13 protein-coding genes are annotated in these 18279 nt (G+C 63.2%); 7 read left to right on the top strand and 6 right to left on the bottom strand.

Annotation, left to right across the window (positions count from 1 at the left end; all coding sequences use genetic code 11):
- Window positions 1-9: 9 nt before the first annotated feature.
- From NPS46_RS09725 to rfbB, 6 genes are read right to left on the bottom strand one after another with little or no spacing between them, the layout of a single operon-like run.
- Window positions 10-1404 carry a sigma-54-dependent transcriptional regulator gene (locus NPS46_RS09725; RefSeq protein WP_274106573.1) on the bottom strand — a complete coding sequence of 465 codons (1395 nt, stop codon included), beginning with the start codon at window positions 1402-1404 and terminating at the stop codon, window positions 10-12.
- On the bottom strand, window positions 1401-3209 hold the full coding sequence (locus NPS46_RS09720; RefSeq protein ID WP_425312727.1) for a sensor histidine kinase: 1809 nt from the start codon (window positions 3207-3209) through the stop codon (window positions 1401-1403). Before NPS46_RS09720 ends, NPS46_RS09725 begins: the two co-directional genes overlap by 4 nt.
- Before the next feature lie 37 nt (window positions 3210-3246).
- On the bottom strand, window positions 3247-4140 hold the full coding sequence (gene rfbD, locus NPS46_RS09715) for a dTDP-4-dehydrorhamnose reductase (RefSeq protein WP_425312726.1): 894 nt from the start codon (window positions 4138-4140) through the stop codon (window positions 3247-3249).
- Between the two features lie 11 nt (window positions 4141-4151).
- Window positions 4152-4697, bottom strand: coding sequence for a dTDP-4-dehydrorhamnose 3,5-epimerase (rfbC, locus tag NPS46_RS09710; RefSeq protein WP_274106567.1), 546 nt, complete (start codon window positions 4695-4697; stop codon window positions 4152-4154).
- Complete coding sequence (gene rfbA, locus NPS46_RS09705; RefSeq protein ID WP_274106565.1) at window positions 4694-5566, bottom strand: glucose-1-phosphate thymidylyltransferase RfbA; 873 nt, start codon at window positions 5564-5566, stop codon at window positions 4694-4696. Before rfbA ends, rfbC begins: the two co-directional genes overlap by 4 nt.
- On the bottom strand, window positions 5563-6645 hold the full coding sequence (rfbB, locus tag NPS46_RS09700; RefSeq protein WP_274106563.1) for a dTDP-glucose 4,6-dehydratase: 1083 nt from the start codon (window positions 6643-6645) through the stop codon (window positions 5563-5565). The genes rfbA and rfbB overlap by 4 nt, the downstream gene beginning before the upstream one ends.
- Before the next feature lie 216 nt (window positions 6646-6861).
- Here rfbB and NPS46_RS09695 point away from each other — a divergent pair, with 216 nt between their 5' ends.
- The 7 genes from NPS46_RS09695 to NPS46_RS09660 all read left to right on the top strand — a co-directional run bounded on the left by NPS46_RS09695 (window position 6862) and on the right by NPS46_RS09660 (window position 18243).
- A complete protein-coding gene (locus NPS46_RS09695; RefSeq protein WP_274106561.1) occupies window positions 6862-9774 on the top strand; it encodes an aminotransferase in 2913 nt (970 codons plus the stop codon).
- Window positions 9775-9984: 210 nt separating this feature from the next.
- Complete coding sequence (gene aguB / locus NPS46_RS09690) at window positions 9985-10863, top strand: N-carbamoylputrescine amidase (RefSeq protein WP_274106558.1); 879 nt, start codon at window positions 9985-9987, stop codon at window positions 10861-10863.
- A gap of 5 nt (window positions 10864-10868) precedes the next feature.
- Window positions 10869-11978, top strand: coding sequence for an agmatine deiminase (aguA, locus tag NPS46_RS09685; RefSeq protein WP_274106556.1), 1110 nt, complete (start codon window positions 10869-10871; stop codon window positions 11976-11978).
- A 676-nt stretch (window positions 11979-12654) separates the two neighbouring features.
- Complete coding sequence (locus NPS46_RS09675) at window positions 12655-13353, top strand: DsbA family protein (protein ID WP_274106552.1); 699 nt, start codon at window positions 12655-12657, stop codon at window positions 13351-13353.
- A 320-nt stretch (window positions 13354-13673) separates the two neighbouring features.
- Window positions 13674-14969: an OprD family porin gene (locus NPS46_RS09670; protein WP_274106550.1), complete on the top strand. Its 1296-nt coding sequence runs from the start codon at window positions 13674-13676 to the stop codon at window positions 14967-14969.
- A 380-nt stretch (window positions 14970-15349) separates the two neighbouring features.
- Window positions 15350-16945 carry a BCCT family transporter gene (locus NPS46_RS09665; RefSeq protein WP_274106548.1) on the top strand — a complete coding sequence of 532 codons (1596 nt, stop codon included), beginning with the start codon at window positions 15350-15352 and terminating at the stop codon, window positions 16943-16945.
- The gene (locus NPS46_RS09660) at window positions 16942-18243 is read left to right on the top strand and encodes an OprD family porin (RefSeq protein WP_274106546.1); all 1302 of its coding nucleotides are present in this window, start codon (window positions 16942-16944) and stop codon (window positions 18241-18243) included. The genes NPS46_RS09665 and NPS46_RS09660 overlap by 4 nt, the downstream gene beginning before the upstream one ends.
- Window positions 18244-18279: the final 36 nt, after the last annotated feature.

Below are 18279 nucleotides of genomic sequence, written 5' to 3'. Positions count from 1 at the left end.
TCTCTCGGTTCACTCAAGTTCATCGGCGCTGGCGGCCTGGCCGCTGTCAAAGTTCAGCCCGTGTTTGCGCAGTTTGTCGTGCAGGGTCTTGCGCGGCACGCCCAGGGCTTCGGCCAGGCTGCGCATGGAGCTGTGGCTACGCGCCAGTTCGGCGGCAATCAGCGACTTCTCGAAATGCTCGACTTGCTCGCTCAAGCCGCCCTCGACGCTGACGACGGGGCCCGGCGTCGCCTGGTCCGGGGCGTTTTCCAGGGCCAGTTCCAGGCCCAGGGCAAAGCGTTCGGCGGCGTTCTGCAATTCGCGCACATTGCCCGGCCAGCCATGACGCAGTAATAGCGCCCGCTGGCCGGGTTGCAGGCTGTGGGGCGCCAGGCCGTGGCGCGCGCTGGCTTCATCGGCAAAGTGCTGGAACAACACCAGCACGTCGTCGCCGCGCTCGCGCAAGGGGGGGATCCGCAGCGGCGCGACATTGAGCCGGTAATACAGGTCAGCCCGGAAACGCCCCTGGTCGGCGGCCTGGCGCAGGTCCTCCTTGGTCGCGGCGATGATGCGGATATCCAGCGGGATCAGTTGGTTGCCGCCCAGGCGTTCGACCACCCGCTCCTGCAACAGGCGCAGCAGCTTGACCTGGACATCCAGGCTCATGCTTTCGATCTCGTCGAGAAACAATGTGCCGCCATTGGCGAATTCGAACTTGCCGATGCGGCGTTTCTGCGCGCCGGTAAAGGCCCCCGGTTCATGGCCGAACAGTTCGCTCTCCACCACCGACTCGGCCAGGGCCCCGGCGTTGATCGCGACAAAGGGCCCACTGCGGCGGTTCGACAGATCGTGCAGGGCCCGGGCCACGACTTCCTTGCCGGCGCCGGTCTCACCGAGGATCAGCACATCGGCGCGGGTCGCCGCCAGGGCGCCGATCTGCTCGCGCAGGCGCAGCATGGGGGCCGAGTGGCCTACCAGGCGGGCGCTCAGTTGCTGCCGATCGCTGAGGGCCAGGCGCAGGCTGCGGTTATCCAGGACCAGCGCCCGCCAGGCCAGGGCCCGGCGCACGCTGTCGATCAGGGCATCGCTGGCAAAGGGTTTTTCCAGGAAATCATGGGCACCGGCACGCATGGCCTGCACCGCCAGCGGCACGTCGCCGTGGCCGGTAATCAGCAGCACGGGCAGCTCGGCATCCTGGGCATGCAGTTGGCCCAGCAGTTCCAGGCCGTCGATGCCGGGCATGCGGATATCGCTGACCACCACGCCTGGCCAGTCACGCTCGATTCGCTGCGCTACGCCCTGGGCTTCGGCCAGGGGCAGGACCTTGAGCCCGGCCAGGTCCAGGGTCTGGCTCAGTGCCTGGAGCAGGTGCGGGTCGTCGTCGATCAGCAGCACCTGGACGCGGTGGTCGATGGCGGTACTCATGCGCGGCTGTCCTCGGGGGGTTGCAGGCTGACGCCGGGAGCCCCGGCGCGCAGTTTCAGGGTAATCAGGGCACCGCCATCGCGATGGTTGGCAAACAGCAACTCACCGCCAAAGGCGCGCATCAGGGTTTCGCAGATCGCCAGGCCCAACCCCAGGCCCTGGGTGCGGGTCTTGGTGGTGTAGAACGGCTCGCTGGCGCGGCCCAGGGCCTCCAGGCAGAAACCCGGGCCATTGTCGCGAATGTACAGATTGACGCCGTCGTCCGTGGCTTCGGCACTGAGCCAGAGTTTGCGCGGCGGGCCTTTCTCGGTCAGTGCATCGAGGGCATTGGCCAGCAGGTTGCCCAGCACCTGGCGCAGGCGGGTTTCGCCGGCCTCGACCCACAGGGTGGCCGCTGGCAGGTCGCGAACCAGTTCGACTTCCATGGCCCGGCGCCGTTTGGCCAGCAGGGCCAGGGCATCGTCGAGCGCTGGCTGCAGGGCCACGCTTTCCGGGGCATGGCGGTCGCGGCGGGCAAAGGCGCGTAGATGGGCAATGATCGAGGCCATGCGCCCGGTCAGTTCATTGATCAGCTTGAGGTTGCCCCGGGCATCGTCAGTGCGCTGGTGGTCGAGCAGCACCTCGGCGTTTTCCGCGTAACTGCGGATCGCAGCCAGAGGCTGGTTGAGTTCGTGGCTGATGCTCGCCGACATAGTGCCCAGGGCTGACAGCTTGCCGGCCTGGACGAGGTCGTCCTGGGCGCGTACCAGTTCCTGTTGGGCGTGCTCGCGTTCGAGCACTTCCTGCCTGAGGCGCCGGTTCAGGCCTTCCAGGTCACTGGTGCGTTCGGCCACGCGCCCTTCGAGTTCACGGCGGGCCTTGGCTTCAAAGGCAATGCGGTCCAGGTAGTGGCGTCGACGCTGCATCATCAGGCCCAACAGCAGCATCAATACCAGCAACGCCGCGCCGCCGATGGCCAGCACGGTGCGCACCGGGCGGTCGATCAGGGTGCGCGGCGCCAGGATATTCACATTCCAGCCGGTTTCCTCGATGGGTTGGGTCTGGGTCAGCCAAGCAGTTTGATTGATATTCAGCGGGCGCGGATCGCGGGTCGGGTAGGGCTGGATGGCGACAATGGAGCGCTGTTCGGCCTCGCTGAGCGGGCGGGTCGCGCGAAAGCGCCAGGCCGGGTTGGAAGTGAGGATCACCACGCCATTGTGGTCGGCCACCAGCAGCTGCTCGGGGGTTTTGCCCCACAGGCTTTCGGTATGGTCGAGGTCGACCTTGACCACCAGCACGCCGATGATCTTTTCCTCGTCGCGCACGGCCGCAGCAAAGAAGTAACCCCGCTTGCCCGAGGTGGTGCCCAGGCCGAAAAAGCGCCCCAGGCGCCCGGCCATGGCTTCGCTGAAATACGGCCGGAAGGCGAAATTGCGCCCGACGAAGCTGTCGTGTTTATCCCAGTTGGAGGCGGCCAGGGTCTGGCCACGGGTGTCCATCAGGTACATCACTTCGGCGCCGGTCTGCGCGCAGATATCGCGCAGCAGGCGATTGGCCGTGTCCAGCCGGCTCTTCTGCTCGGGGCCCGCAAGGGCCTCGCGCAGGGCCGGCAGGTCGCCAAGGATCTGCGGCAGCACTTCGTAGCGGTGCAGGGTGCCCAGCAGGTTGGCGACGTAGAGGTCGAGGGTCTGGCGGTTCTGCCCGGCCAGTTCGCTGCGGTAATAGCGCTCGGCCAGATGCTCCAGGGGCCACAGCAGCGGCGCCAGGCACAGGGCCAGGAGGGCGAGGCTGCGCCAGCGGGGTCTTCGGGGCAGGGTGGCAGGCATGGTCATGGAAGGTCGGGCGCCGGACGGGTCTGGCGCATTATGGCTTAGTGACGGGGCGCGATAAATGGCCGCACGCCAGGCATTCAGCCAGGGCGTCGCGCCAGTGCGGGAGGTCGAGCTGCCACGCGTGTTGAATCAGGCGGCAATCCAGGCGCGAATTCAGCGGCCGGGCCGCCGCCGTCGGGTAAGCACTGGCGGGGATTGGCAGCAGTCGGGCGCAAGGCTTGCCCTGGTTTTGCAGGGCTTGGGCAATGGCCTGGGCAAAGCCGAACCAGGACGTCTCGCCGCCGGCGCAGAGGTGGTAGGTGCCCCAGGCGCCCGGTTGGCCAGCCCGCCAGCGCTCGATCAGGGTGCGTGTGGCCTGGGCCAGGGTCCCGCTCCAGGTCGGCGCGCCAAGCTGGTCCGCCACAATGCGTAGCTCGGGTTTTTCCTGCAGCAGGCGCTGCATCGTCAGCAGAAAATTCTGCCCCCGGCTGGAGTAGACCCAACTGGTGCGCAGAATCAGGTGCGGGCCACCGACGCGCCGGATCGCCTGTTCGCCCGCCAGTTTGCTGTGGCCATAGACGTTGAGCGGGTGGGGTGGATCGCTCTCGGTGTAGGGCGTGGGCTGCTGGCCGTCGAACACATAGTCAGTGGAGTAATGGATCAACGGCACGCCCAGGGCTGCGGCCTCTTCGGCAAGAATGCCCGGGGCCTGGGCATTGATCGCCATGGCCTGCGCTGGCTGGCTTTCGGCCAGGTCGACGGCGGTATAGGCGGCGGCGTTGATGATCAGGTCAGGGCGCAGGGCGCGGACCTGCTGGCGAATCTGTTCAGGGGCACTCAGGTCCAACTGCTCGCGGCCCGGGGCGCTGATGCTGCCCAGCCCGGCCAGTTGCCCGCACAGCGCGTGGCCAAGCTGGCCGGTGCCACCGGTGATCAGGAGCTTCAAGGGCCGCAGGCTCATGCAAACACTTCGGCGTCGCGCAATGCCAGGCCTTTGGCATCCTTGGCGGACAGTAGAGGGGGGCGGTCGAGCGGCCAGTCGATGGCCAGATCAGGGTCGTCCCAGCGAATGCAGCGCTCGGCTTCGGGCCGGTAGTAATCTGTGGTCTTGTAGAGGCATTCGGCCGTCTCGCTCAGCACGACAAAACCATGGGCAAAGCCTTCGGGTACCCAGAGCTGGCGATGATTGTGCTCACTCAAGTGCACTGCGACCCATTGGCCGAAGGTGGCTGAGCTGCGGCGGATATCCACCGCCACATCGAGTATTTCGCCGTGGATCACCCGCACCAGTTTGCCTTGGGGTTGTTCGAGCTGGTAATGCAGGCCGCGCAGTACGCCCTGTTGGGAGCGCGAGTGGTTGTCCTGGACAAAAGTGCGGGTCAGGCCGGTGGCCTGTTCGAACGTGCGGGCATTGAAGCTTTCATAGAAAAAGCCGCGCGCGTCGCCAAACACCGTGGGTTCCAGGATCAATACGTCTGGCAACTGGGTGGCAATGACGTTCATGGCTGTTCCCCGGCGAGCATCAACAGGTACTGGCCATAGCCGGTCTTGTCGAAATAGTGGGCGCGGGCCAACAGCTGGTCGCGGTCGATCCAACCATTCTCGAAGGCGATCTCTTCCAGGCAGGCCACTTTCAGGCCCTGGCGATGCTCGATGGTCTGCACATATTGCGAGGCCTCCAGCAGACTGTCGTGAGTGCCGGTATCGAGCCAGGCAAAGCCGCGGCCAAAGCGCTCCACCTGCAGATCGCCGCGCTGAAGGTAGGCGTTGTTGAGGTCGGTGATTTCCAGTTCGCCCCGGGCTGACGGTGTGAGGGTCTTGGCAATCGCCACCGCATCGTTGTCGTAGAAGTACAGGCCGGTCACGGCATAGCTGGACTTGGGCTTGCTCGGCTTTTCTTCGATGGAGCGTGCACGCCCGTCGCGGTCGAAGTCGATCACGCCAAAGCGTTCCGGGTCCTTGACCCAGTAGCCGAAGATCGTCGCGCCGTGGACCTGGCTGGCGGCCTGGCGCAGCTGTTCGCCGAAGTGCTGGCCGTGGAAAATATTGTCACCCAGGATCAGGCACACCGGGTCACTGCCGATAAAGGCCTCGCCGATCAGCAACGCCTGGGCCAGGCCATCCGGCGATGGCTGCTCGGCGTAGCTGAAGGTCACGCCGAACTGGCTGCCATCGCCCAGCAGATTGCGATACTGGGGCAGGTCGCGCGGGGTGGAGATCAGCAGGATCTCGCGGATGCCGGCCTGCATCAGCACTGAGATCGGGTAGTAGATCATCGGTTTGTCGTAGACCGGCAGCAACTGCTTGGAAAGGCCCAGGGTGATGGGGTGCAGGCGGCTGCCGGTGCCGCCGGCGAGAACGATGCCCTTCATGCCAATAGATCCTTGTAGGTGCCCAGGCCCAGGCGTTGGCCCTGATAGCTGCCGTCTTGTACGTGCCGGCACCAGTCGGGGTGGGCCAGGTACCACTGCACGGTCTTGCGCAGGCCGCTGGCCAAGGTTTCCCGGGGCGTCCAGCCCAGTTCACGTTCGAGCTTGCCAGCATCGATGGCGTAGCGCCGATCATGGCCTGGTCGATCTTCGACAAAGCGGATCAGCTCGGCATAGGTGGCCACGTTGCCTCGATGCTGGGGCGCCAGTTTGTCGAGGAGCGCACAGACGCTGCGCACCACTTCGAGATTGCTTTGCTCGTTGTGCCCGCCGATGGCATAGGTTTCGCCGACGGTACCGCGCATGAGGACGGCCAGCAGGGCCTGTACATGGTCGTCGACATACAGCCAGTCGCGCACTTGCAGGCCATCGCCATAGACCGGCAACGGCTGGCCGGCCAGGGCATTGAGGATGATTCGCGGGATCAGTTTTTCCGGAAAGTGGAACGGCCCATAGTTGTTGGAGCAGTGGCTGAGCAGCACCGGCAAACCATAGGTGCGCTGCCAGGCGCGGACCAGATGATCGGACGCGGCCTTGCTGGCCGAATAGGGCGAACTGGGCGCATAGGCCGAGTGCTCGGTGAAGGGGGCGTCGCCGGGGGACAGGTCGCCGTAGACCTCGTCGGTGGAAACATGGTGCAGGCGAAAGGCGCTGCGCCGGGGTTCGGGCAGGTCCTGCCAATAGGCGCGGGTCGCCTCCAGCAGGCTGTAGGTGCCGACGATATTGGTCTGGATAAACGCCGCCGGCCCGTCGATGGAACGATCGACATGAGACTCGGCCGCCAGGTGCATGATCGCCTCGGGCTCGAAGCGGGCGAGCACGGCACTGACCCGCGCCTGGTCGGCAATATCGGCCTGGACCAGTTCGTAGCGGGTGTTGGTGGCGATGCTCGCCAGCGACTCCAGGTTGCCGGCGTAGGTCAGTTTGTCGAGGTTGAGCACCTCATGTTCGGTGTGCTGAATCAGCTGGCGAATCAGCGCCGAGCCGATAAAGCCGGCGCCGCCGGTCACTAGAATGCGCATGTCGGGTGCCTTGATCCTGGGCTGGGCATTGAGCGAATGGGCCATAGCTTGTGGCCAGGTGCCGGGCGGTGCAAGCCTGATCGCGCCTGGGAGGCAGGCGGGATCGCTGGCCGCGATGAAAGGTCGCGTCGTAGCGACTATTGATTTGCCCCCCTTGCGTATCGGCAACGGCAATGGCGATATAAGCGCCTGCTCACCACTATCAGGGGTCGCTGTATGTTGCTCGCCACGTTGATTCATCGCGCCAGTCTGCCGTCGCCACAGGTCACCGAGCAGCAGGCGCTGCAACTGCTCGACCAGCATTACCGGCTCAGCGGTACCCTGCAGGCGCTGGGCAGCCAGCAGGATCTGAATTACCGGGTCGACAGCGACCATGGCCGCTTTGTGCTCAAGTTCTGCCATGGCGACTACGCCGCCAGCGAGCTGCAGGCCCAACATGCGGCGCTCAAGCATCTGGCGGCGTGGCCGGGTTTGCGCGTGCCGCGCGTCATCGCCGCGAACGATGGCCAGGAGCTGCTGGCCCTGGAGCTGGAAGGCCAGCCCTTGCAGATGCGTCTGCTCGAATACATCGAGGGTCAGCCGTTGACCCACCTGGGCCACCTGCCTGGCGAGCTGGTGGCTGGTCTGGGGCGGCTGTGTGGCGAGATCGACCGGGCCCTGGCCGATTTTCAGCACCCGGGCCTGACACGCACCCTGCAATGGGACCCGCGTCACGGCCGTGCGGTGATCGAGCACCTGTTGCCGGTGGTCGCGGACGCCGCGCGGCGCGAGCGTATTGCCCAGGTCACGGCCCACGCCGCACAGCGCCTGGGGCCATTGGTGGAGCAATTGCCGGTGCAGGCCATTCACCTGGACATTACCGATGACAATGTGGTCTGGGCCCGCGATGCCCAGCGCCAATGGCAGGTCCAGGGCATCATTGATTTCGGCGATCTGATCGCGACCTGGCGCATCGCCGATCTGGCCGTGACCTGTGCGGCCCTGCTGCACCATGCGGCGGGCGATCCTTTCTATATTCTTGCGGCGGTTCGTGCCTATCACGCGGTCAATCCCCTGCAACACGCCGAGATGCTCGTGCTCTGGCCGCTGATCGTGGCAAGGGCGGCGGTGCTGGTGCTCAGTGGTGAGCAGCAGGTCAGCATCGATCCGCAGAACCGCTACAGTCGCGACAACCTGGTTCACGAGTGGGAGATTTTCGACGTCGCGACCTCGGTGCCGGCAGCATTGATGGAAGCGGCCATTCTGACGGCCCTCGATCAACCGCTGGCGCCTCTGGGCAACGACACTTTTGCGCCGTTGCTGCCCGGCCTGGTCGGTCGTGAGTTTGCCTTGATCGACCTGGGTGTGCTGAGCGCGCATTTCGAGGCCGGCAACTGGGAGCAGCCGGGCATCGATCAGCGCCTGCTGGCCGAAGGTGCCGCGGTCCATGGCCTGGCGGCCAGTCGCTATGGGCAGTACCGCCTGTCCCGGACCCATATCGACCGTGCCGATGAACCACAGACCCTGGCCCTACATGTGGAGCTGCATGTGCCCCTGGGCTCGACCGTGGAGGCGCCCTTTGCCGGGGTGCTGCACGAGGCGGGCGATGGTGTCCTGCAACTGGTCGGTGCAACACTTTCTTTGCAGCTTGCGGGCGTGAGTACGGTATTGCGCGGCGGTGCGGCGCTGGTCAAAGGCCAGGTCCTGGGTGACGTCAGCGGCCCGCTGCTGGTGCAGCTCTGCCGAGAGCCGGGGCTGACGCCGCCGTTGTTCGCGGTGCCTTCGCGCGCGGCGGCCTGGCAGGCGCTCTGTCCCTCGCCGGCGGCGCTGCTGGGGTTGGCCTGCGATGTCGAGCCCGAGGTGGATTCGGCCGAATGGCTGGCCCGTCGCGAGGCCAGTTTTGCCCGGACCCAGAAGCACTATTACGTCGACCCGCCACGGATCGAACGCGGCTGGCGCAACTACCTGATCGATATGCAGGGCCGCTCCTATCTGGACATGCTCAACAATGTCGCGGTGCTGGGCCACGGTCATCCGCGCATGGCTGCCGAGGCGAGCCGGCAATGGTCGCTGCTCAACACCAACTCGCGGTTTCATTATTCGGCGCTGGCCGAGTTTTCCGAGCGCCTGCTGGCGTTGGCGCCGGGACCGATGGACCGGGTGTTCCTGGTCAACAGCGGCACCGAGGCCAATGACCTGGCGATCCGCCTGGCGTGGGCCTATAGCGGCGGCAAGCACATGCTGAGCGTGCTGGAGGCGTACCACGGCTGGTCGGTGGCCGCGGATGCGGTGTCGACTTCCATCGCCGACAACCCCAAGGCCTTGAGCAGCCGCCCGGACTGGGTGCATCCGGTGACGGCGCCAAACACTTATCGCGGCGAGTTCCGTGGCGCCGACAGTGCGCCGGACTATGTGCGCAGCGTCGAACATCAGCTGGAGAAACTGGCACGGGGCAATCAAGCACTGGCCGGGTTTATTTGCGAGCCGGTGTATGGCAATGCCGGCGGTATTTCCCTGCCGCCGGGGTATCTGCAACAGGTCTATGCCCTGGTGCGGGCTCAGGGCGGGGTGTGCATCGCCGATGAAGTGCAGGTTGGCTACGGCCGTATGGGCCACTTCTTCTGGGGGTTCGAAGAGCAGGGCGTGGTGCCGGACATCATCACCATGGCCAAGGGCATGGGCAATGGCCAGCCCCTGGGCGCAGTGATTACCCGGCGCGAGATCGCCGAGGCACTGGAGGCCGAGGGTTATTTCTTCTCCTCCTCGGGCGGCAGCCCGGTCAGTTGCCGGATTGGCATGGCGGTGCTCGATGTCATGGCCGAGGAACAGCTCTGGGACAATGCGCGGCTGGTCGGCGACTACTTCAAGCAGCGACTTGAGGCGCTGATCGAGTGTTACCCGCTGGTGGGCGCGGTGCATGGTTCGGGGTTCTATCTGGGCCTGGAGCTGGTGCGTGACCCGACAAGCCTGGAGCCGGCCACCGAGGAGACGGCGGCGCTGTGCGAGCGCCTGCGCGAGCTGAGTATCTTTATGCAGCCGACCGGGGACTACCTGAATATCCTCAAGATCAAGCCGCCCATGTGCACCACCCGCGCGAGCGTGGATTTCTTTGTCGATATGTTGTCGAAGGTGTTTGACGAAGGATTGTAGGAGCTAGCAGCAATCGTTGTAGCCATTGTCGCGGCTACCGCGAAAACTCGATTGTTATCGAACAAAAATGCTGAATGGTGAATTTATTCATTTCGAAACCCTTCAAAAGCCGATTTTTATCGTCTATAAAGGGCGTCATTCAGCCTGTTCCCCAATCTGTCATGGGGCGTGGGCTATCTTCGCCCCTTCGCACCCGCCCAGGAGATGCACATGAGCCGTATCGTTACCGTCGCCGCCACCCAGATGGCCTGTTCCTGGGACCTCGAAGCCAATATCGAGACCGCCGAGAAACTGGTGCGCGAAGCCGCTGCCAAGGGCGCGCAGATTATCCTGATCCAGGAGCTGTTCGAGAGCCCGTACTTCTGCCAGAAGCCCAACCCCGACTACCTGCAACTGGCCACCCCGGTCGAGACCAACGTGGCCATCGCCCATTTCCAGAAAGTCGCCAAGGAGCTGCAGGTGGTCCTGCCCATCAGCTTCTTCGAGCTGGCCGGTCGCGCGCGCTTCAACAGTATCGCGATCATCGACGCTGACGGCAGCAACCTCGGGATTTATCGTAAAAGCCATATCCCGGACGGCCCTGGCTACCACGAAAAGTATTACTTCAACCCGGGCGATACCGGTTTCAAGGTCTGGAACACCCGCTACGCGAAGATCGGTGTGGGCATCTGCTGGGACCAGTGGTTCCCCGAATGCGCCCGCAGCATGGCTTTGCAAGGCGCGGAAATCCTGTTCTACCCGACCGCCATCGGCAGCGAGCCGCATGACAAGACCATCTCCTCGCGCGACCACTGGCAGCGTGTGCAGCAGGGCCACGCCGGCGCCAACCTGATGCCGCTGATCGCCAGCAACCGCATTGGCAACGAAGAGCAGGACGGCTACGACATCACCTTCTACGGCTCCTCGTTTATCGCCAACCAGTTTGGCGAAAAGGTTGCCGAGCTGGATGAAACCGAAGAAGGCATCCTGGTCCACAGCTTCGACCTCGACGAGCTGGAACATACCCGCAGCGCCTGGGGCACGTTCCGTGACCGCCGGCCGAACCTGTATGGCGCGCTGAAGACCCTCGACGGTTCCCTGGAGTCCTGATCGCCATGAGCACCTTGCACAGCACACCCCGCGCCGACGGTTTCCATATGCCGGCCGAATGGGCACCGCAGACCCAGGTCTGGATGATCTGGCCCGAGCGCCCGGACAACTGGCGCCTGGGTGGCAAGCCGGCCCAGGCGGCGCATGTGGCCGTGGCCAAGGCCATCGCCCGATTCGAGCCGGTCACGGTCGGGGTGTCGGCTGCGCAGTACGACAATGCGCTGGCCCAGCTGGCCGGGTCGAATATCCGCGTGGTCGAGCTGTCCAGCGACGATGCCTGGGTGCGCGATACCGGGCCGACCTTTGTGATCAACGGCCAGGGCGAGGTCCGCGGGGTCGACTGGGGCTTCAATGCCTGGGGCGGCTTCGAGGGCGGGTTGTACTTCCCGTGGAATCGCGACGAGCAAGTGGCGAGCAAGGTGCTGGGCATCGAACGCTGCCCGGCGTATGCGACGCCGGGCTTTGTGCTTGAAGGCGGCTCGATCCATGTGGACGGCGAAGGCACCCTGATTACCACCGAGGAATGCCTGCTCAATCACAACCGCAACCCGCATCTGGCGCGCGAGCAGATCGAAGCGTTGCTGGGCGAGCAACTGGCTGTGGATAAGATCATCTGGCTGCCGGACGGCCTGTTCAACGATGAAACCGACGGCCATGTGGATAACTTCTGCTGCTATGTGCGCCCGGGCGAAGTGCTGCTGGCCTGGACCGACGATCCTCAGGACCCGAACTACCCGCGCTGCCAGGCGGCGCTGAAGGTCTTGCAGGAACAGCGCGATGCCCGTGGCCGCGCTTTTGTGGTGCACAAGATGCCGATCCCCGGTCCCTTGTATGCCACGGCCGAGGAATGTGCGGGGGTCGACCAGGTGGCCGGCTCCCAGGAGCGCAATCCGTCGGTACGCCTGGCCGGGTCCTATGTGAACTTCCTGATCGTCAATGGCGCGATCATTGCGCCAAGTTTTGACGACCCGCTGGACAACGTCGCCCGGGATATCCTCCAGGGCCTTTTCCCGACGCACGAAGTGGTGATGGTACCGGGCCGCGAGTTGTTACTGGGGGGCGGCAATATTCATTGTCTTACCCAACAGCAACCCGCGCCGCAGCGGGTTGGGTGAGCCTGTAACAAAAAGTGTTTCCGGTTCGGTGATGGCGTTTTAATGGCCTTCCGCAACTGGCTTCTCTAGAGACCGCGCCCCTTCTGGGCGCGGTTTTTTTATGTCTATGGATTTCATAAAACCGTCACATTGGCATAGCTCTTGTATCTGTCTTGGGCTGGGCGATGCGGCACATAGCCGCATTGTTCTGTCATAAACCTTGAGTAAGTTAGCCGCTCATGCACCAGGAGAGCGCCGTAATGAACGCAGTAAGTGAGCGGATGTCGCATCCCCTGTCGGTGAATAGCGAGTCGCTTCAAGTTCTGGCCCGATGGTTGAAGTGCAATGGAACGCAAGTGGTAAGAAGTCAGGACCCCCAACGAATACTCAGTGAGCGCTACCCGGCCGATCTGTTTAGCGACGCTGAGACACAAGCACTGTTGGCGCTTCTGCGCGGTTGATAAGGACATTGAGTAAACAGCGCCGCTGACCGGGTTCTCGGGCAGCGGCGCTTTTTTATGGGCGTTGCCAGCGCTTCCGGGCGCTGCGGGTGCGCAGTGTGCAGGCGTCTGTTCTACATATGGCGGGGTGATCTGTCCGTTTTGCACAACAGATTGAGTATTTTTTCGGCATTTTTAGTCGAGGGCAATGGTCATAGTCTGGAGCCGGTGATTTTGTCCCGTACCCCGGAGGTTCCATGACCGCACTTGCCACGCTTCACTATATCTACGACCCGCTGTGCGGCTGGTGCTATGGCGCCAAACCCCTGATCCAGGTGGCCCAGGCCGTACTGCCGGTGGTGGCCTATGGCGGGGGTATGATGACCGGCAACAATCGGCAGCCGGTGTCTCCTCAACTGCGTGACTACGTCATGCCCCACGACCAGCGGATTGCCGAGTTGACCGGTCAACCCTTTGGGCTGGCGTATTTCGATGGCCTCCTGCGCGATACCTCGGCGGTCTTCGATTCGGCGCCGCCGATTACGGCCGTGTTGGTGGCCGACCAGTTGGCGGGCAGGGGGCTGGAGTTTCTCGCAGAGTTGCAAAGCGCCCACTACGTCGAAGGGCGTCGCATCAGCGACCCCGAGGTCCTGCTGGCACTGGCCGCCGAACTGGGCTTCGATATGGGAGCGTTCGGTGCGGCGTTTGAGCACAGCAGCGGCCCGGTGACCCAGGCCCATATAAAGGACAGTCGCAGTTTTCTGACCAGCGTCGGTGGGCAGGGCTTCCCGACCTTGGTGCTGGAGACGATGGGCCAGTTCCAACTGATCGATATCGGCCCCTATCTGGGCAAGCCGCGCGCCTTTGCCCAGTGGCTGGCACAGGCGGTCCAGCCTGTCGGGCGTGGGGTCGGTACCGCGGCCCCGTTTTGCGGCTTGGAGGGCTGCGCCCCGTGATTTGGCTCGGGCGCTGGAGCGCCCGCCGAGTGCGACATAAAGCCTCAGCTAGACACCTGGCTTACGATTTTCGGTTTGGTCACCCTGCAAAATCGGTCTAATCCCCGAGGATTAACGAAATTGACACATTGACCAACCCCCCCTAGGATTCGTCCATCGCCTGTGGCCATGGGCCATAAATACTAATAATAAGAGGCCCGCTGCACCCAGGGTGTAGGCGGGCCTCTTGTTATTTTTTTCGCCGACGCCGAGATACTCAGGTTATCTGTCCGGCAGGGGGGGCCACAGTGCGTAACCTACCCAGCAATAAGGAAAATAATATGTTGAACAAACGGATTGGCCTGATCGCACTGGGCGTGTTGAGCGCTACCCAGGCAATGGCTAGCGGGCAATCGGAGTCCAAGGGCTTCGTGGAAGACAGCAGCCTGAACGTGCTGCTGCGCAACGCCTATATCAACCGCGACTACAAGCACACCGACCCGGATGATTCGGATAAAGCCGAATGGGGCCAGGGCGTCATCGGCACCTTCTCCTCGGGTTTCACCCAGGGCACTGTTGGCGTCGGCGTTGATGCGTTCGCGCTCTACGGCCTGCGTCTTGACGGCGGCCAGGGTCGCTCCGGCGGCGCCGGTATCGACTTCTTCAAGCTGGGCGAAAGCGGTCACCCTGCTCGCGACCTGTCCAAGGGCGGTGCTGCAGTCAAATTCCGTCTGTCCAACACCGTGCTGACCTACGGTGACCAGATGCCTGCCCTGCCGGTGCTGAACTACGACAACTCGCGTCTGCTGCCGGAAAGCTACACCGGTACTTTGGTCACCTCCAAAGAGATCGAAGGCCTGGAGCTGAACGCCGGTCGTTTCACTGCCGAGTCGCGCAAGAGCGCTGAAGGTCGTGACAGCGGTGGCCTGAAAAGCATCAATGTTCTGGGCGGTAGCTACCAGTTCACCAAGGAGTTCAAGGCTGCTCTTTACGCTTCCGATGTGGAAGACGTGATGAAGAAGCAGTACGTGAACCTGAACTACGTGTTCCCGCTGGCCACCGATCAATCGCTGACCCTGGACTTCAACGGCTACCGGACCAAGCTGGACAAATCCTACGCTGAGTTCAAGGGCACCGACGGTCAGGACAACAAGATCTGGAGCCTGGCTGCAACCTACGCTCTGGGTGCGCACTCCTTCACCCTGGCCCACCAGCGCAGCACCGGTGACAGCCTGCTCGGCTACCCCTACGGCGGCTATCAGAACGCGGGTTTCCGTCAGGGTGACGGTGGCAACACCATCTACCTGGCCAACTCCTACTGGTCTGACTTCAATGCCGCGGACGAACGTTCCTGGCAGCTGGGCTACGGCCTGGATTTCAGCACCTTCGGCGTGCCTGGCCTGAGCTACAACTTCGCCTACGTACGGGGTGACAACATCACCACCTCCACCAGCACCGGTGGTACCGAGCGCGAAATCTTCAACCAGTTCAAGTACGTGGTTCAGAGCGGCCCGGCCAAGGACCTGAGCGTCAAGCTGCGCAGCTCGATCCTGCGCGTGTCGCAGAAGTCCGCGGAATACAACGCCAGTGGTAACGAAGTGCGTATTTTCGTCGACTACCCGATCAGCGTATTCTGATTGACGGCAGCGTCGTAGCGGCCTGAGGGCTGCAGGAAAACGCCCCGATTCATCCGAGATAACCGTGCCGGTTGTGTCGTGATGATCGGGGCGTTTTTTATGGAAAAATTCCCCTGAAAAGCCCGAGTCAGGGCATCCCATACTGTTTTTTGTGCTTCACGAACGGGCATGGACTCCCCGCCATGACCTGAGGTGGTGCGTCATTCCGTGGCGGAATACCCCCATACCGATTCGTCGATTGCGTCCTGTGGCGCAGAAACGGTTATCTATGCGCCGCGAAGACTTCGATACGAACAGACAGCCGCAGGATGTTGCTGGGTTCGTGCCAAACAATGCCGTTCAAGGCAATAAAAATAAATCTGTCTGGGGAAGCGCACGAGATGAAGTACCCATTGCGTCCGTTGGTGTTCTGGCCAACGTTTCTGATTCTGCTGGCGGCGGTGACCGCCAGCTATATCGACCTGAATGCATTCCTTGCGGTGAGCAAACAGCTCAACAACATGATCCTGACGAACTTCTCCTGGTTGTTCAGTGCCGGTTCGTTCGCCATGGTGGTCCTGACCGTCATTGTCTATTTCTCCCCCCTGGGCAACGTGCGCATCGGCGGCGAAGACGCCAAGCCACTGTTGACCAAGAGCCGCTGGTTCATGGTCGCGCTGTGCACCACCCTGGCCGTTGGCGTGCTCTTCTGGACCACCGCCGAGCCGCTGTATCACACCTACGGACCGCCCTCCAGCCTGTCGATCGAAGCCGGTAGCGCCGCCGCGAAAAGCTTCGCGATGTCGACCATGTTCCTGCACTGGACCATCACCCCGTACGCCATCTACCTGGTGCCGTCGCTGGTCTTTGCCCTGGTGTTCTACAACCTGCGTGCCAGCTTCTCCATCGGTTCGATGCTGCAACCGCTGCTCGGTGAAGCGCGCGTCAAACGCTATGCCGGCCTGATCGACACCCTGGCGATGTTCGCCCTGGTCGCAGGCATGGCGTCGTCCCTGGGGACGGGCGCGCTGACCCTGTCCGGTGGCCTGAGCCAATACATCGGCGGGGAGACCACGCCGCTGCGCCTGGCAATCATCATCGCGGTGATTGTCATCACCTTCGTCGCTTCGGCCGCCAGCGGCCTGCAGCGCGGCATCGTGCTGCTGTCGTCGTTCAATACCTGGATCATGCTGGCCCTGGGCCTGTTTGTCCTGGTGTTCGGCCCGACCCTGTACATGTTCAGCCTGGGCGTCGAGTCCCTGGGCGTTTATCTGGATACCTTCTTCAGCCGCAGCCTGTTCACCGGCGCCGCCAGCGGCGACAACTGGCCGCAGAGTTGGACCGTCTTCTACTGGTCGGTCTGGTTCGCCTGGGCCCCGGTCAGCGCGATGTTCCTCGGCAAGATCGGTCGTGGCTACACCGTGCGTGAATTCGTACAGATCAACATGCTTTACCCGGCGCTGTTCACCGCCGTGTGGATCTGCATCTTCTCCGGCAGCAGCCTGTACTTCGATGCACTGGGCAACGGTAGCCTGAACGCGGTGCTCAATGAGCAGGGTGTCGAGCACGTGCTGTACCAGATGTTCCAGCAACTGCCCGCCAGCGGCCTGATGATCGCCTTCCTGCTGTTTATCGCCTTTATCTCCTTCGTCACTGCGGCCGACTCCAGCACTGACGTGATCTCCAACCTGTGCAGCAAGGGGGTTACCGCCGATTCCGATCTGGATGGCAACCCGATGCTCAAGGTGGTCTGGGGTGTGATTATCGGGACCGTGTCCTGGGTCATGGTGTCCTTCGTCGGTATCGATGGCGTGAAGATGCTCTCCAACCTCGGCGGTTTGCCCGGGATGATCCTGGTGCTGATGGCCAGCAGTGCGCTGATCTTCTGGCTGCGCGACCCGAGCCTGTTGCATCGGCCGGCCCGTGTCGAAGGCAAGCAACGCTCCGCCCAGCAGGCCAGCGCCCGTGCGGCTGTTGCAGCGCAGGTGACCCGATGAAAACCTGCCTGTTCAACCTCAGCGCCCTGAGCGCCGCGCTGTTCTACCCACTGTTGGGCCAAGCGGCCCAGCAAGACAGTCAAGGCTTTATCGAAGACAGTCAGTTGACCGGCCAGTTGCGCAACTACTACCGCAACAATGACTACCGTGGTCAGGACAAGGACGGTCGTGAGTGGGCCCAGGGCCTGCAACTCGACTACCAGTCCGGCTACACCCAGGGCACCGTCGGTTTTGGTATCGATGCCCATGCCTATTTCACCGCCAAGCTCGATAGTGGCGGTGGCCGGGCTCGCACCAAGCTGCTGGTGTCCGACCATTCGGGCAAGAGCGAAGATACCTCCGCCGTGGGCGGTGGTGCGGTGAAAATGCGTATCTCCAACACCGAGTTGAAGTACGGCGACCTGCGCCCCTACAACCCAGTGATCGCCCTGGCGGACAGCCGGCTGATGCCGGCCACGGCCACCGGGTTCGCGTTCAAGAGCCTGGAGCTGGACGGCCTGATGCTCGAAGGCGGGCACTTCACGGCGGCCCGGGACTTCAACCAGACCGGGCGCGACAGCGGTTTCTACGCTGGCTATGCCGGTGCGCAGGGCGGCGATGTCGACTTCCTCGGCGGCACCTATCAGTTGCACCCGCAGGTTGCACTCGGGCTCTACACCTCGCGCTATGAAGACCTGTGGCGCCAGCACTATGTGAACCTGAACTTCGACCAGCCGCTGGATGCCCAGGCGTACCAGAACCTCAATCTGGACTTCAACCTGTACCGCACCCTGGATGACGGCAAGGCGGTGGCTGGCGATATCGCGGTCACGGCCTGGTCCCTGGCGCTGGCGTATCGGCTCGGTCCGCAGACCTTTACCGTGGCCCACCAGCGTATCGATGGCGATCAGCCCTTCGACTATCTGGTGCTCGGTGGCGGTGGCTTCCATGACTCGATCTACCTGGCCAACTCCTCACTGATCGCCGACTTCAACGGCCCTGGCGAGCGGTCGTGGAGCCTGCGCTACAAGCTGGACTTCAGCACGCTGGGCATTCCCGGTCTGTCGTTCACCACGCGCTATATCCGCGGTGACAACGTTCAGGGTGATCGGATTCCGGTCGGCAGCCCGTACCGCTACTACGCCGACAACGAAAAGCACTGGGAGCGCGATATCGATGTGCGCTACGTGGTGCAGTCCGGTGCGGCAAAGGACCTGTCGTTCACCCTGCGCCAGGGCACCCATCGGATCAACGGGATTTCGGACGGCGATGTCGACCATATCCGTCTGATCACCGAGTACCCGTTCAGCCTGTTCTGATCCCTCTGTACCCGCTCCCGTCCAAGTGACGGGGGC

The sequence above is a fragment of the Pseudomonas putida genome (genome assembly GCF_028682395.1).
In the GTDB taxonomy this organism is placed as follows: domain Bacteria; phylum Pseudomonadota; class Gammaproteobacteria; order Pseudomonadales; family Pseudomonadaceae; genus Aquipseudomonas; species Aquipseudomonas putida_AB.
This window is presented reverse-complemented; position numbering and strand designations above follow the sequence as displayed.

Coding starts and splice junctions, on each gene's coding strand:
- NPS46_RS09720 (WP_425312727.1), bottom strand. CDS start 3,209: ATGCCTGCCACCCTGCCCCGAAGACCCCGCTGGCGCAGCCTCGCCCTC.
- NPS46_RS09665 (WP_274106548.1), top strand. CDS start 15,350: ATGAAGTACCCATTGCGTCCGTTGGTGTTCTGGCCAACGTTTCTGATT.
- rfbB (WP_274106563.1), bottom strand. CDS start 6,645: ATGCGCATTCTAGTGACCGGCGGCGCCGGCTTTATCGGCTCGGCGCTG.
- rfbC (WP_274106567.1), bottom strand. CDS start 4,697: ATGAACGTCATTGCCACCCAGTTGCCAGACGTATTGATCCTGGAACCC.
- rfbA (WP_274106565.1), bottom strand. CDS start 5,566: ATGAAGGGCATCGTTCTCGCCGGCGGCACCGGCAGCCGCCTGCACCCC.
- aguB (WP_274106558.1), top strand. CDS start 9,985: ATGAGCCGTATCGTTACCGTCGCCGCCACCCAGATGGCCTGTTCCTGG.
- NPS46_RS09670 (WP_274106550.1), top strand. CDS start 13,674: ATGTTGAACAAACGGATTGGCCTGATCGCACTGGGCGTGTTGAGCGCT.
- NPS46_RS09725 (WP_274106573.1), bottom strand. CDS start 1,404: ATGAGTACCGCCATCGACCACCGCGTCCAGGTGCTGCTGATCGACGAC.
- NPS46_RS09675 (WP_274106552.1), top strand. CDS start 12,655: ATGACCGCACTTGCCACGCTTCACTATATCTACGACCCGCTGTGCGGC.
- NPS46_RS09695 (WP_274106561.1), top strand. CDS start 6,862: ATGTTGCTCGCCACGTTGATTCATCGCGCCAGTCTGCCGTCGCCACAG.
- aguA (WP_274106556.1), top strand. CDS start 10,869: ATGAGCACCTTGCACAGCACACCCCGCGCCGACGGTTTCCATATGCCG.
- NPS46_RS09660 (WP_274106546.1), top strand. CDS start 16,942: ATGAAAACCTGCCTGTTCAACCTCAGCGCCCTGAGCGCCGCGCTGTTC.